Below are 13,399 nucleotides of genomic sequence, written 5' to 3'. Positions count from 1 at the left end.
GGAGTTGTCGGTGACCGAGAGTGGTCCGGTGGTGTTCCTGCTGGTGGGGCTCACCGGTTCGGGGAAGACGACCTACGCCCAGCGGAAGCTGGGGCCGCAGGATGTGGTGCGGTTGTCGGTGGACGAGGTCGTCCACGAGCGGCACGGTCGGTACGGCGTCGACTACCCGGAGAACACCTACTTCGAGAAGGAGGCCCCGGTCGTCGCCGAGCTGCACTCCCGGCTGGTCGAGCTGGTCTCCGAGGGCCGGGACGTGGTGTGGGACCACGGGCTGTGGCTGCGCAAGGACCGCGACGAGATGAAGGAGCTGGTGGAGTCGGCTGGCGGTCGGTGGCGGCTGCTGTACTTCCCCGTCGATCGGGACGAGCTGCTGCGCAGGCTGGCCGAGCGCAACCGGCGGGGGGACGCGAATGCGCTGATCGTGACCCCTGAGGCTCTGGACGATTTCTTCGCGCGGTTCGAGGCGCCTCAGGGCGAGGGCGAGGAGATCGTGGAGCCGGGCTGGCTCTGACGGGGCGGGCGCCAGGCGGCGTGGATCCGGGCGGCTTCGGCGGCCCAGTCGTCGGGCAGGCGGTCGAGCGTGACGTGGCGGAAGGCCAGGCGGGGGTCGGAGACGTCGATGCGGCCGTGGTGGCGGTCGATGTGCTGCAGCAGGCGGGTGGCCTCGGTCCGGACTGCCGGGGTGTGCTCGGTCCAGGCGCCGGAGCTGAAGCGGTCGACCCTGCGCCGTAGGTCGTCCAGGACGCCGGCGCGCCACTTGAAGTGGTGGACGCATGCGAGCGTGAGCGGATCGGGCCTGCGGCCGGGCGCGCGGTGGTTGCCCGAGGCCACGGCGACGTCCGAGAGCGCGAGGACGATCTTGCGGGGGTCGCCCTGGAGGAGGCGGTGGGTGAGGTGGCCGCCGAGCGGGAAGGCGCGGTCGAGTCCGGTCTCGGGGCGCCAGAGGGCGAGTCGGCCGTCAGCGGCCACGCGGTCGAGCATCAAGCCGCCCACCACCGCCCAGCCGTTCTCTTCGGCTGCCTCGGTGATCTCGCCGAGTGGGGCCGGGTACGTCTGGAACTCGTCGGAGTCGGCGAGCAGGTGCCAGCCGGGGCCGGCCTGCTCCCGCAGCGCGTCGCGCAGTTCGGTGTTGGTGTGCTCGTGCCACGCTCCGGTGCTGACCTGGCCGGTGGGGAGGCCGAGGCTCTCAGCGGTGTCCAGTAGCTGGCGGCGCCAGGCGTCGGGGACGTGCTCGGCGAAGTGGAAGGCGAGGCGGAAACGCTCGACGCCGAGCGCGCGGTAGTGGGCGGTCCAGGCGGTCAGCAGGGCCGGTTCGACCGGGCCGATCACGGCGACCAGGGTGGGGGGAGCGGGCGTCATCGGTACTCCTTGACCAGGTCGGTGTACGTCTCGGTGAGGTAGGCGGCCTGCTCGGAGGCCGGGAGCATGTCCAGCACCGCAGGGGCCCGCGTCCCCGGCCGGGCGGTCGGCCCGTCCGCCAGCTGGTCCAGGGCCTTGGCGAGGGCGCCCGGGTCGCCGGCCCGGAAGAGCTGGACCCAGGGCTGTTCGGCCAGCCGCTCGGTCAGGTCCGGGTCGTGGTCGGAGACGACCAGGGGGACACCGAGCCGGGCAGCGTCCATGACCAGCCCGGACTCCTTGCCGGTCCCGGGACGCCGTGCCACCAGGGCGGCATCGGCGGCAGCGTAGACGAGCCGAAGGACGTCCTCGCCGACCGGGCCGGGCACGGTGTGGACCCGGACGAGGGGCAGGCGGTGCCAGCGTTCGAGTACCGCGTCGTCCAGCGGAGTGCCGCAGACCAGGACGTGTAGCGGCTTGGTGAGGCGGGCCAGGGCCGCGTCGACGGTGGCGATGTCCTTGTAGGGCCACCAGCCGCCGACCAGGCAGACCGCCGTCGCCGAGTCGGGGATGGTGAAGGCGGCGCGGGCACCGTCGCGCTCGGCGGCGGTGAGAGGCCGACCGTCGTCGACCGCGAACGCCCGCACCCGCCCTGGGAGGTGGGGGAAGGCCGGGGAGAGCCGGTCGCGGACGGCGGTGGTCGGGTAGAGGGCGACCACGTGCTTCTCGCTCCGCCGGGCGAGCCGACCCAGCAGCCGGACGGGCGAGTCTTCGGTGGTGACCTGCTCGTGGATGAACCGCAGGTGCGGGGTACCGCCGAGCAGGGCGGTCATGCCGTGCAGGGCTTCGCTCGCGCTGAGGATCACCACGGCCGCCGGCCGAGGGGCGAGGCGGCGGGCGGTACGCAGGCATCCGGCTTCGGTTAGGCAGCGGGCGATCAGAGTGACCTGGTGCGGCAGTCGGCGGAGCGGCAACGGCCAGTGCCGTGAGCGGAAGGCCCGCTTGCCAGCGGTCGATACGCGTTCCGCCGCGCGGGCTGCGGCCAGCAGGGCCTTCGCTGCCGGACACACCGGTCCGGCAGCAATGCAGGAGCCGGCCCGCAGCAGCGGACCGGGCCCGTCTGCGATCCCCTGCGGGGTGATGACCACGGCACCCGGGCGGGCGGCGGCGAGCGCCGTCAGCGTGCGCTGGTGGTGCCCGCCGCCGAGGTGCGCCTGCGGCTCGATCAGGACCAGCGGCCCGCAGCGGGTGCTCATCCGGCGACCGCCTGCTCGCCGTGCAGCGTGATGAAGTGCCGGTGCAGCCAGGGCGGATCGTTGAGCGCCTCGAAGCGCTTGGGGTCGCGGGCCGCAGTGCGGGCGAACTCGAGGCCGTCGCGGGCCCCGGCTGCCGCGTAGTCGGCGAAGTCGCCGTCCTTGCTGGCCGTCCAGGCGTCGATGCGTTCCTGGGCGGAGGCGTCGGTCATGCCGTACTCGCTGCCGCGCGCGAGCATCGCGCACTCCCGGAAGCCCGCCTTCCAGGCGTGGAACGGGGTCTGGTTGAACAGGGTGGTCCCGGCTGTGTGCGGGCTGAACTCGGCCCGGCCGGGCAGCGCGGCCAGCACGTCGACGGCCTGGCCCATCTCCTGCAGTGCGCTGGTGCGGATCAGCTTGAGGCCGCCGTACCCGTAGGTGAGCCCGTTGACCGGGTTGACGGCCCGCCAGACCCGCATCGACACGCCCGATGCCAGCGGCTCCACCGCGCTGGCGGGGAAGGCGGGGTCGATGGCGAAGTCGCCGTCAGCGAGGAAGAACTGGTCGGTGTCGACGAGTTCGGCCGTGAGCCGGTAGGCGCGGCGCATCCCGCGCACCCCGTGCAGACGCTTGACGGTTCCGCCCAGTACGCGAGCCAGGCGGGTGTGCAGGGAGTCGGCCAGCGGCTCGTCGTAGGAGAGCAGGACCGCGTCGAAGCCGGTCACTTGATCGCCTCCAGGTAGCGTGCGGCCACCGCAGCGGGCGTCAGGTCCGTGGTGGAGGCGTGCGCGCGCTTGGCGTGCACCAGGTAGAACTCGGGTTCGGTGGCGAGGCGTTCGGCGATCCGGACGGCCTGGTCGTCGGTGTCGAACACCAGCTCCGGGTCGAGGTGCTCGGCCAGCCAGCCGATGCGCGGGCCGATCACCGGCAAGCCCATCGCCTGGCAGTCGATGACCGACATGGACCAGGGGCAGCCGGGCCGGAACGGCGCGATGCCGAAGTGGGCACCGGCCAGCAGGTTGCGGTAGCGGACGCGGTCGCCGCGGTCGGAGGCGATGGCGACGCCGTCCACGGCCGCCAGCTCCTCCAAGTTCCGCTCGGGGCTGGGATCCAGGCGGATCCGCTCGGCGCTGCGGGTGCCGAACAGGTCCATCACGGTCAGCCGCACCGGGGCCTCGGCGACGAGGTGGCGGGCGAGCTGGGTGAAGCGGGCGGTGCCGTAGTGGGCGTACAGGCGGTGGTTGTAGATGCCGACCGCCCGGCCCTCCGGCGGGGTGATCTCGGCAAGGTCGCGGACCAGGCGCACGTCCCTGGGGGCGGGGACCACGTGCAACTTCTCGGTGAGTTCGACGCCGGTGCGGGCGGCGGCAGCGGCGGTCCACGAGGCGGCGGTGCCGGAGTGGACCAGGACGCGGTCGCAGGCCGCGAGCCCGGCGGCGAAGGCCAGCAGGACGCTGCGGCCCAGCCCGCCGTCGTCCATCGCGGGGTCCAGCTCCAGTTGGCCGGTGTCAGTGAAGGAGAACGGCAGGTAGTGGCAGTAGCCGACGATCCGCGCGTCCACTCCGGCTTCCAGGAGCGCGGCGCGGATCGCGGGGGCGGCCTCGATCTGGTTGGCCACGACCACTTCGGGCTGCTGGCGGCGGAACAGCCGCACCAGGGCGCCGACGCCCGGGTCGAAGCGGGCCCGGTACTTGGTCGAGGGCGACGTAGTCCGCTCGAACTGCATGCGATCGTCGCCGGCCGGGACGGGAGCGGCCACGGTGACCTCGACCCCGGCGTCGGCCAGGGCCGGGGTGAGCATGTCGGCGAAGGTGTAGCCGGAGTCGGCAGTCAGCTGGCTGGAGTTGGAGACGTTGAGCAGGTACAGCAGGCGCATCGCTTGAGCCCTCCCTCTCTCGGCCCGGGTGTCGACCCGGGCTGGCAAAAGAAGGAAACCGGCGGCCAGGAGCGTGACAGAATGATGAATCGAGATCACTCACGGTTCATTCATCTCATCCAGCAGCCAGGGCGGGGGCCTTGATGGACGAGCGCGACGACAGCCCGACCGTTGAGCAAGCCGCCGAGGCGTTCGCAGCGGAGGTCTCGTACTGGCGCGAGGTGCGCGGCCTGTCCAAGCGGGGGCTCGCCCTCAAGATGGGCTTCGACCCGTCGTACGTGAGCCACGTGGAATCCGGCCGGCACAAGCCGACCGAGGACTTCGCGCGTCGCTCGGAGGAGACCCTCAACGCGGGCAAGGCCGTCTGGAAGCGCTGGCTGGACTACGAGGGTGCCAAGAACCGAGCGGCCCCGGCTGCGGCTCCACCAGCCCCGCGCCGCCCCGAACAGCCGTACGCGACGGGCTCAGCGATCATCGTGGCCCACGACGGCGCCCGCCTGGACTTCGACGGCTCCCACTACCGGCTGACGATGCGCCGGCTGTTGCGGAACACCGGCAGCGAGCCGATCACCCGCTACCTGATCCGCATCAGCGTTGACCGCTACCCCGGCGAGCCCGAGCGCTCCAATGCCCACTACCGCGAACACCCGCTGACCTGGGACGAACTCGCACTGACCGCGACATGCCGCGGGGAGGCGATGAACTGGCAGACCAAGCACGACCGCGACGCGTTCAAGGAAGTGTGGCTGCTGTTCGAGAACGAGCAAGGCCGCTTCCCGCTCTACCCGGGCGAGGAGGTCTGGATCGAGTACGCCTACTCGGTCGGCGAGGAGAAATGGGGCCGCTGGTTCCAGCGCGCGGTCCGCCTGCCCACCGAACACCTCGAAGTCGAACTCGCCTTCCCCTCCGAGCTCGACCCCGCCGTGTGGGGCATGGAGACGTCCATGACCGCTGAAGCGGCACCGCTTCGGACCGCCCCGGTCCGGCGCGAGGAGGGCGGCATGCGCGTCTTCTCCTGGAGCACGTCAACGCCGGACCTCCACGCCCGGTACCGTCTGGAATGGCGGTTCCGGGCCCGACCCGAACGCGACATGACCCAAGGGGAGTTCAGGTGATCCAGGTGCGGCCCAGCGAGCAGATGCGTGACCTCGGAGTCGTCCAGGAGGGCGCCCCCATCCTCGCCGAGCCCGCTCGCCCTTTCGACCTGCCCACCGAGCGTCAGGCCGCCGAGCAGGTCATCGAGAAGCTGTTCACAGCCATGGAGCGCATCGGCCAGGTCCACCCCTTCGCCAAGGGCATGGGCATCGCGGCACCGCAGATCGGGATCGGCCGGGCCGCCGCCATCGTCCAGCCCGCTTCCCCGGACGCTCCGGTGATCGTCCTGCTGAACCCGCGGATCACCGACCGCTCCGACGAGGCGGACGAGCAGTTCGAGGGCTGCCTGTCGTTCTTCGACGTTCGCGGCTCGGTCCCCCGGCCGCTGCAGATCACCGTGGAGACCACCGCCCTGGACGGCCAGATGGCCACCACCACCTACGAACGCGGACTCGCCCGCCTGATCCACCACGAGATCGATCACCTCGACGGCCTGCTCTACACCGCACGCATGGCTGCCGGCGTCGAGCCCATCCCCGTCGAGCAGTACCGGCAGACCGGCCAAGCGTGGTCCTACGAGCGGTGAGCGCCAGCACAGCTCGCGCTGAGCGCACGTCCGGGCCTAGGGACTGTCCTGTCGATCTCGGCCGTCCAACAGTCACACTCCGATGAAGCTCACCGTTTCCGTCATATCCGCCCGCCCGGTGCGCAGTTGCGGCACGCCCTCCTTCTCGAACCCCACTGAGACGCCGCAGAACAGCACGAGTCCGTCACCGGCTCCGACTGCCCGGCTGACAGTCTCCCGGTACACGGTCCACATCACCTGGGGGCAGCTGTGCAGCCCCTCGGCCCTCAACAACAGCATGACCGTCTGCAGGTACATCCCCGCGTCAGCCCACTGCCCCGGACCCATCGTCCGGTCGAGGTAGCAGAACAGGACGGCCGGCGCCCCGAACGCCTCCGAGTTCAAGGTGGCAATCTTCCTGGGCCGGTCCGGGTCGTCGCGCTCGATCCCCAGCGATTCGTACCGCTGGGCGGCGGCGGCAGCAAAGCGGTCCAGATATGGCGAGGCCAGCCCGTCCGGGTACATCGGATACTCACGCTCGTCGCCGGGGTCCCCCGCCAGTGCCCTGGCTGTCGCGGTCCGCTTGAGTTCCGCCAAGGGTTCACCGGTCACGACGTACAGACGCCATGGCTGGAGGTTCCCGCTGGACGGAGCCCGCGTCGCTGCGATCAGCACTCGTTCGAGTACCTCCTTGGGCACGGGCTCATCGCTGAACGCCCGCACGGCCCGGCGACTGTCCACGGCCTCATACACATCCACGTCTTCGCGTCCTCTCATTCAACCGAGCCCCTCCACCGTATTCAGCCGTCAGTACCGAGCCTCGCCGAGGGTTGGAAGACGTCCCGACGATCAGTCCAGCCATTGATAGGACTATGGGAGACAGAGGTGACTTACCGGATGCTCACTGCCTAGGACGTTCCACTCGGTGTCAACGAACAGCCGCTCAGCCGCTCTTTCCGGTGATCACTGCCCTGATCGACACCGCAGAGGCCCGAGCATCGCAACACTCGTCGAGTGGCCGACCCAACAACTCACTCACCGGGCGAGCCCCGCCAGCCCCGGGAAGACCAGTTCGGGCCAGCAGGAGAGATGGCCGCTGGCGTCGACCGTGTGCAGTTCCCGCTCACGCGCTGGATTCTCGCGCCTCGGACGACATGGCGCGCCCGCCGCTTGGCCGCCGATTTCGGGGCTGGGATGGATGCGCGTACCGCCTGGGTGATGGCGCGGCTGGCGCGGCACCCCGAGGAGTACGACTACGCGATGGCGCACCTGGACGGCGAGGAGCAGACCGACTGAGGCTGCACGGCATCGCCGGAGTTGAGAAGGCCCTTCGACCGTGCCTACTCGGTCGGTGGAGCTGATTCGTTGGCTGAGCGCTCGACGAGACCGCTGAAGAGGATTTCCGCGAGCCGCTGCGTCTTCCACTCCGGCCACTCTTCGAGCTCGAAGTGGACCTCAGTCTCGCCGCTCTTCCAGCAGTTGTACTGGCCTACGGACGTCCCCTGAGGGTGGTCGCACCCGGCCGGTTCCTTCTTCACGCCTGGAGCATCGCACAGCTCAGGTCTCGGGATGAGAGGTTCAACTGAACGCGCCCGGTGGCGTTCACGGGCTTCGGCAGGGGGCATGGACTTGTCTACCGTATGGGGGAACACACGCCGAGGTTGCCCTCAAACGAACGGCCTCGGGCAAGCCCGCCGTGACAATCGCCGCTATGACATCGATGACGGCAACCGCCCGCCAGGCCCTGCAAACCGCGCTGGCCAGCCGGGCGACGGTGAGCATCCGCAGGACCCTGGTCGAGATGCTCGAACGGGAACCCTCCAAGACAGAGATCTCGGCAGCCAACAAGGCTGCCCGGATGATTGCCGAGGACGGGGACGCAATCCTTATCTCGCTACTTCCTTCCCAAGCTGGCACCGATGCGTATGTGCCTGCGGCCAGGGGGCAGCGTGCGTCGAACTACTTGACCGTCGACGAGAAGATCATCAAGGACTTGCCCTGCCGCGTCAGGTTCGCCACGGAGAAGTGGGACACGATCATCGACGAAGGCATGCGGTCAACGCAGCAGATGATCGAAAGCGACCCGCTTCTGTCGGCGTTCCTGCCCGGTTGGAAGGCCGAACCGCGTGCCGAGAAGCGGGCTCGCCTCATGGCGGAGGCGGCAGGAGCCAGCTGACCAGAGACGTCGCGAGTAGGGGTTGTCGGGCCTGGTGAGCGGAGCCAGCTGGTCTCAGTTTTGGTCTCATTCACCCCCGTCCAACCGGGTTCAGCCGCCGCCCAGTGGTTCGCTCCGGCGCAGGTCAGGACGGGTGTGAACCCCGGCGGACGCCGTTCGTGAGAATTGGAAAGCGTGTTGGGGGCAACCCCTCACGAGTTCGAATCTCGTATCCTCCGCCTTCACGAAGGCCCCGACCGGTTCACCGGTCGGGGCCTTCGTCGTTCCCGGCGCCGTCGGCGGTCTCGGGGCGGGGTTTTCGCGTTGCCCGGGCCCTTCTGCGGCTCCTGGTTGGGACGCGGGCGGCACGGCGGGCTACTGGAGGATGTTGATCGCGCGGGCGATCACCAGGGCTCCGACCGCCAGTGAGACGGCGGCTTGGGCCATCATCAGCGCCTTGGCCCACCTCCGGATCGCGGAGACGTCGGTCGGGCTGAAGGCCGTGGCCGTCCAGAAGGACAGCGAGAGGTAGTCCGCGAAGACCGGCACCCAGTCGGGCGGTGCGTGGTGCGGGTACTGCATCTCCGGGAAGACGAACGCGGGGTCGGCGAACGGCCGGTACGCCCGTGCGGCCGCCCCGCCCCGGTCCAGGTCCCAGTACCAGAGCGCGAACGCGATGACATTGGTCGCCCAGACCACGCCGCCGGTCGCCAGCAGGCCGGTGGCGTTGTTGGCGTAGATCGTGTTGCCGGTCAGGATGTCGGCCACCAGCCGCCCGGCGGCGAACAGGTTCGCCAGCGTCACGAACGCGATCACCAGGTCAGTGACCACGCGCAGCCACCGCCGGCGGCGGTCGATGCGACCGGGGTCACCGACGACCAGCACGGCGAGCAGGACGAGCAGGACCGCCGGCAGCGCCCACGGGGGGCTCTCCCGATAGGTCTCGGGAAGCAGGACGTGCAGCAGGGCGGTGGTCAGCACCGCGGAGACGACCGGCCACCATCGTTCTCCGGCCCGGGCGGGGGCCGTGCCGGGCGATGGGTGCTCGGGTGGCGTTCCCGAGGAGTCCGGTGTGGGCATGACCCATTCTGATCCGGCGCCGCGACCCGCGCGGGGACCGAGCGCGTCGGGGTGTCGGTGCCGCTTCGTGGCGGGCCCGCGCGGGCGGACCGGGCGGGCCCCGGGTGTCCGATTCGTTCAAGACCGGGTGCGTGGGGGGTGTCTAGCGTGGCAGGCATGAACAGCACATCTGCACCGCAGTTCGCCTTCGTCGGGCTGGCCGTTTCGGACATGGCCGCCTCGGTCGCCTTCTACCGGAGGTTGGGGGTGGAGTTTCCGGCAGGGGTCGAGGGGGAGCCGCACGTCGAGGGCACGTTGCCGGGAGGGCCGCTGCTGGTGCTCGACGCCGAGGCCACCATCCGGTCGTTCCATCCCGCGTGGCAGCCGCCGAGCGGCGGTACGCGCACCGCGCTGGCGTTCCGCTGCGCGAGTCCCGCGCAGGTGGACGCGGTGTACGAGGAGTTGACCGGCGCCGGGTACCACGGGGAGCTGAAGCCCTGGGACGCCTTCTGGGGGCAGCGGTACGCCGTGGTGCACGACCCGGACGGCAACGGGGTGGATCTGCTCGCGCCGCTGTAGGGGAAGGAGGCTAGGGGAGCAGTAGCGCGGTCACCGGCATGCCCGTCAACTCCCGTACGTCGCGGGACAGGTGGGCCTGGTCCGCGTAGCCGGCCCGGGCGGCCGTGTCGGCCAGTGGGACGCCGGCGCGGGCGAGGGCCAGGGCGCGTTGCATGCGCAGGATCCGGGCGAGGGTCTTGGGGCCGTAGCCGAAGGCGGTCAGGGAGCGGCGGTGAAGTTGGCGCGCGCCGAGGCCGACCGTCCCGGCCGTCGCGGCGACGGACCGCCCGGCGGCGAGCGAGGCGGCCACCGCGCGGATGAGCGGGTCCTCGGGCGGCGCCTCGGCCGCCAGGCGCAGCGCGAGGGCTTCCAGTGCGGCGGCCGGGTCGGGGGCCGCGTCGATGCGTTCGGTGAGGTGCCGGACCTCGGCGGCGGGCCGCAGGTCGGCCAACTCGACGCGGCGGTCACGGAGTTCGTGGGCCGGGACGCCGAGCAGGGCGGGGGCGGCACCGGGGCGGAAGCGCACGCCGACCCATGGGCCGCGCAGTCCGGGGCCGGGGCGGAAGGCGTGGGTGTCCGGTCCGGCGACCAGCAGCCGGCCTTCCGTCCACAGCAGGTCCATGCAGCCGTCGGGCAGGACGGCCCCGGCCAAGGCATCGCCCGTACGTCCGGCATCCGCACCTGTACGTCCGGCATCCGCGCCCGTGCGTCCGGCATCTGTACGGCCGAGGGCCTGCTTCGTCCATACGACCGCGCCGGGCAGCCGGGACGCGCGCTCCAGGTACGGGGAGGACGGGTCCATGACGCGAGGCTACGCGCCCCGGGAGGCGAGCGCGCGGGCGTCGATGGCCCCGGCCGCCGGGGCGGCCGGGGCCATCGGCCCGGAGGGGGTCAGCCGACCCGCTCGGCCGTGGGCTCCGTCGGGACCCCGGCCGTCCCGTCGGCGGTCTTCCGGCCGTCGCGCATCAGCACCAGGGTGAGCGCCGCGGCCGCGACGACCGCGATGCCGCCCACCGTGAAGGTGGTGGAGGTGGCGGTGTTGAACGCCTCCCGGGCGGCCGCGACCAGTCCGCCGTCCCCGGTGGAGCCGCCCAGCGCGAGCGCGCCGGTGATGTCGTGGCGGGCGGCGGCGGGGGCCGCGTCGGGCATCGCACCGGTGTAGGTGCTGGAGAGCACGGTGCCGAGGATGGCCACGCCGAGCGCCGCGCCGGACTGCTGGATGGTGTCGTTGAGCGCGGAGCCGACGCCGGCGTGTTCGCTCGGGATGGCGCCCATGAGCGCGTTGGCGGCGGCCGGCATGCCGAGGCCGGAGCCGACGCCGAGCACCAGCATGGCGAGGGCGACCTTGGTGAAGCCGTCGCCGACCGTGAGGGTGGCCAGCAGCCCGAAGCCGCCCGCGATGATCAGCATGCCGATCGAGGTGAGCACCCGCGCCGGGACCTTCTTGCCGAGCACCGCGCCGAGCGCGTTGAACACCAGCGAGGCGATGGCCAGCGGGATGAAGGCGAGGCCGGTGTCGGTGGGCGAGAACTCCAGCACGAACTGGAGGTACTGGGTGAGGACCAGCATCAGCCCGCCGGTGGCGAAGGTCAGCAGGACGAGCGAGAAGCTGGCGCCGGTGAAGACCCGGTTGCGGAACAGGTTGAGCGGGACCATCGGCGAGTCGGTGCGGACCTGCCGGACGGCGAAGCCGGTCAGCGAGGCCACCGCGAGCAGGAGCGCGCCGAGGGTGCTCGCGCTGGTGAAGCCGTCCCGGGGCAGCACGATGATCGACCAGACCAGCGCCGTCATGCCGACCATCGACAGCACCATGCCCGGCAGGTCGGGTCGGCGCCACGGTCCCTTGGACTCCGGCATCAGCAGCACCGCGGCGATGATGGCGACCGCCGCGATCGGCACGTTGAGCAGGAAGACCGCGCCCCACCAGAAGTGCGCGATCAGCGCGCCGCCCAGCACCGGACCGCCGACCAGGCCGATCATGGCCACGGCGGTCCAGGCGGCGATCGCCTTCGGGCGCTCCTCGTCGTCGAAGACGGTGATCAGGATGGAGAGCGTGCTCGGCATGACCAGTGCGCCGCCGACGCCCATCAGGACGCGCCCGGCGATCAGTTCACCGGAGCTGCCGGCGTAGGCCGCGACCAGTGAGGCCGCGCCGAACAACGCGAGTCCGACGATCATCACCTTCCGCCGTCCGAAGCGGTCGGAGAGGCTGCCCGAGGTGAGCAGCAGGCCGGCGAAGACCAGGATGTACGAGTCGATGATCCACTGGATGTCCTGCGCCCCGGCCTTGAGGTCCTCCGCGATCGGCGGGATGGAGACCGTGAGCACCATGTTGTCGATCACCAGCACCAGGCTGCTGAGACAGAGCACGACCAGAATGAGCCAGCGCTGCGGATGACGTTGCACGGCGTTTTCCCCCTGTGAACTTCTCGCGTCGAACCCGGGTTTGAACTTCTCGCTGCGAACCCGGGCTTCGGGCTTCGGGCTTCGGGCTTTGGAATGAGCGCGCGAGCCGTGGCCGTGGCCGGCCGGAGCCGCGCGGAAGTCGTCGCGGGCACACCGCCCTCCGTCCCCAGGGGTACGGTGTGCGCCGCTCCGAACACTGTACGGACACCGCACACTGTTCGCAATGCCGTACATCGTTCGACCTCCGCACACCGTTCGTGGCGCCGTACACTGTTCGCAGCAACCTGTGGCAAGCTGCGCCGCACCGGACCGGGTCCGGCGATCGACGACTGGCGAGGAGGGCCCGATGGCGGCCAAATCAGAGGACGGCACGACCCCGGGCATCCCCCTGCCGTGGAACCGCCCCCAGCGACGGCGGGAGCAGCCCTCCCTCAGCCGCGAGCAGATCGTCGCCGAGGCCTTCGCGCTGCTGGATTCCGACGGCATCGATGCGCTGAGCATGCGCAAGCTCGCCGCCCGGCTGAACGCCGGCGCGACCTCGCTCTACACCCACGTCGCCAACAAGGAGGAACTGCTCGCCCTGGTCGTCGACCAGGTCTTCGGCACCCTCCCGCAGCCGGAGGCCGAGGGCTCCGAGGACCCGAAGGTCTGGCGCACGAAGGTCATGGAGACCGCCGAGAGCATGCGCGCGACCATCATTCGCTACCCGTGGATGGTCTCGGTGATCGGCGACGTCGGGATGATCTACCTCGGCCCCAACTGGATGCGGCTCTCCGAGGCCCTGCTGACCGTCCTGGAAACGGCCGGCTTCGAGATCGGCGAGGCGAACGACGCGATGAGCGCCGTGATGGGCTACACCATCGGAACCGCCTGCGTGGAGGCCGCCTGGGTGAGCTCGCTGGCCCGCAGCGGCCACGACGAGCAGGAGTGGATGAACCGGCTCCTGCCCGCCGTCATCGAGGCCACCAAGGAGTTCCCGCGGCTGCACCGGCTGTACACCACCGAGGTTCCGGACGAGATCGCGGCGGGCCGGGACAGCAGCTTCGCCCGGGGCGTCAACGTCATCCTGGACGGGATCGAGGCGGCCTGGACCACCCGCCAGCAGGGCTGAGGGCGCC

At 71.0% G+C, this 13,399-nt stretch carries 15 protein-coding genes; 6 read left to right on the top strand and 9 right to left on the bottom strand.

The annotated features are described in order from the left end of the window. The first annotated feature begins 10 nt into the window (after positions 1-10). The gene (locus ACZ6EM_RS06775) at positions 11-511 is read left to right on the top strand and encodes a P-loop nucleotide/nucleoside kinase family protein (protein ID WP_465771858.1); all 501 of its coding nucleotides are present in this window, start codon (positions 11-13) and stop codon (positions 509-511) included. Here ACZ6EM_RS06775 and ACZ6EM_RS06770 read toward each other — a convergent pair. Genes ACZ6EM_RS06770 through ACZ6EM_RS06755 form a run of 4 tightly spaced genes read right to left on the bottom strand, consistent with a single transcriptional unit; the run spans position 469 to position 4,443 of the window. Next, positions 469-1,359 carry a glycosyltransferase family 2 protein gene (locus ACZ6EM_RS06770; RefSeq protein WP_465771857.1) on the bottom strand — a complete coding sequence of 297 codons (891 nt, stop codon included), beginning with the start codon at positions 1,357-1,359 and terminating at the stop codon, positions 469-471. The genes ACZ6EM_RS06775 and ACZ6EM_RS06770 overlap by 43 nt on opposite strands. After that, positions 1,356-2,591 (bottom strand): glycosyltransferase, encoded by a 1,236-nt coding sequence (locus tag ACZ6EM_RS06765; RefSeq protein WP_465771856.1) that lies wholly within the window; start codon positions 2,589-2,591, stop codon positions 1,356-1,358. The genes ACZ6EM_RS06770 and ACZ6EM_RS06765 overlap by 4 nt, the downstream gene beginning before the upstream one ends. Next, the gene (locus ACZ6EM_RS06760) at positions 2,588-3,292 is read right to left on the bottom strand and encodes a hypothetical protein (RefSeq protein WP_465771855.1); all 705 of its coding nucleotides are present in this window, start codon (positions 3,290-3,292) and stop codon (positions 2,588-2,590) included. Before ACZ6EM_RS06760 ends, ACZ6EM_RS06765 begins: the two co-directional genes overlap by 4 nt. Further along, positions 3,289-4,443 (bottom strand): glycosyltransferase, encoded by a 1,155-nt coding sequence (locus tag ACZ6EM_RS06755; RefSeq protein WP_465771854.1) that lies wholly within the window; start codon positions 4,441-4,443, stop codon positions 3,289-3,291. The genes ACZ6EM_RS06760 and ACZ6EM_RS06755 overlap by 4 nt, the downstream gene beginning before the upstream one ends. Before the next feature lie 143 nt (positions 4,444-4,586). Here ACZ6EM_RS06755 and ACZ6EM_RS06750 point away from each other — a divergent pair, with 143 nt between their 5' ends. Further along, positions 4,587-5,558, top strand: a complete 972-nt coding sequence (locus tag ACZ6EM_RS06750) for a helix-turn-helix domain-containing protein (RefSeq protein WP_465771853.1) — start codon at positions 4,587-4,589, stop codon at positions 5,556-5,558. Next, a complete protein-coding gene (locus tag ACZ6EM_RS06745) occupies positions 5,555-6,124 on the top strand; it encodes a peptide deformylase (protein WP_465771852.1) in 570 nt (189 codons plus the stop codon). Before ACZ6EM_RS06750 ends, ACZ6EM_RS06745 begins: the two co-directional genes overlap by 4 nt. A 72-nt stretch (positions 6,125-6,196) precedes the next feature. On the opposite strand, the gene ACZ6EM_RS06740 is transcribed toward ACZ6EM_RS06745, so the two are convergent. Together ACZ6EM_RS06740 and ACZ6EM_RS06735 are read right to left on the bottom strand one after the other, a co-directional pair. Then, positions 6,197-6,862, bottom strand: a complete 666-nt coding sequence (locus tag ACZ6EM_RS06740) for a nitroreductase (RefSeq protein ID WP_465771851.1) — start codon at positions 6,860-6,862, stop codon at positions 6,197-6,199. A 581-nt stretch (positions 6,863-7,443) separates the two neighbouring features. Beyond that, the gene (locus tag ACZ6EM_RS06735; protein WP_266296007.1) at positions 7,444-7,641 is read right to left on the bottom strand and encodes a hypothetical protein; all 198 of its coding nucleotides are present in this window, start codon (positions 7,639-7,641) and stop codon (positions 7,444-7,446) included. Between the two features lie 173 nt (positions 7,642-7,814). Between ACZ6EM_RS06735 and ACZ6EM_RS06730 the strand changes: the two genes are divergently transcribed. Further along, positions 7,815-8,279 carry a hypothetical protein gene (locus tag ACZ6EM_RS06730; protein ID WP_465771850.1) on the top strand — a complete coding sequence of 155 codons (465 nt, stop codon included), beginning with the start codon at positions 7,815-7,817 and terminating at the stop codon, positions 8,277-8,279. 354 nt (positions 8,280-8,633) lie between these two features. Here the strand turns inward: ACZ6EM_RS06730 and ACZ6EM_RS06725 are convergent, their stop codons facing one another. Then, positions 8,634-9,338, bottom strand: coding sequence for a hypothetical protein (locus ACZ6EM_RS06725; protein ID WP_452180180.1), 705 nt, complete (start codon positions 9,336-9,338; stop codon positions 8,634-8,636). Positions 9,339-9,494: 156 nt separating this feature from the next. On the opposite strand from ACZ6EM_RS06725, the gene ACZ6EM_RS06720 reads away from it, so the two are divergent. Continuing rightward, complete coding sequence (locus ACZ6EM_RS06720) at positions 9,495-9,896, top strand: VOC family protein (protein WP_401043719.1); 402 nt, start codon at positions 9,495-9,497, stop codon at positions 9,894-9,896. Positions 9,897-9,906: 10 nt separating this feature from the next. Here ACZ6EM_RS06720 and ACZ6EM_RS06715 read toward each other — a convergent pair whose 3' ends face one another. Both ACZ6EM_RS06715 and ACZ6EM_RS06710 read right to left on the bottom strand, forming a co-directional pair. Beyond that, positions 9,907-10,677, bottom strand: a complete 771-nt coding sequence (locus ACZ6EM_RS06715) for a helix-turn-helix domain-containing protein (protein WP_465771849.1) — start codon at positions 10,675-10,677, stop codon at positions 9,907-9,909. An 89-nt stretch (positions 10,678-10,766) separates the two neighbouring features. Beyond that, on the bottom strand, positions 10,767-12,281 hold the full coding sequence (locus tag ACZ6EM_RS06710; RefSeq protein ID WP_401054477.1) for an MFS transporter: 1,515 nt from the start codon (positions 12,279-12,281) through the stop codon (positions 10,767-10,769). A gap of 346 nt (positions 12,282-12,627) precedes the next feature. Here ACZ6EM_RS06710 and ACZ6EM_RS06705 point away from each other — a divergent pair, with 346 nt between their 5' ends. Next, positions 12,628-13,392, top strand: coding sequence for a TetR/AcrR family transcriptional regulator (locus tag ACZ6EM_RS06705; protein ID WP_465771848.1), 765 nt, complete (start codon positions 12,628-12,630; stop codon positions 13,390-13,392). The last annotated feature ends 7 nt before the right edge of the window (positions 13,393-13,399 follow it).

The organism is Kitasatospora sp. NPDC041917 (assembly GCF_055589745.1).
This window is presented reverse-complemented; position numbering and strand designations above follow the sequence as displayed.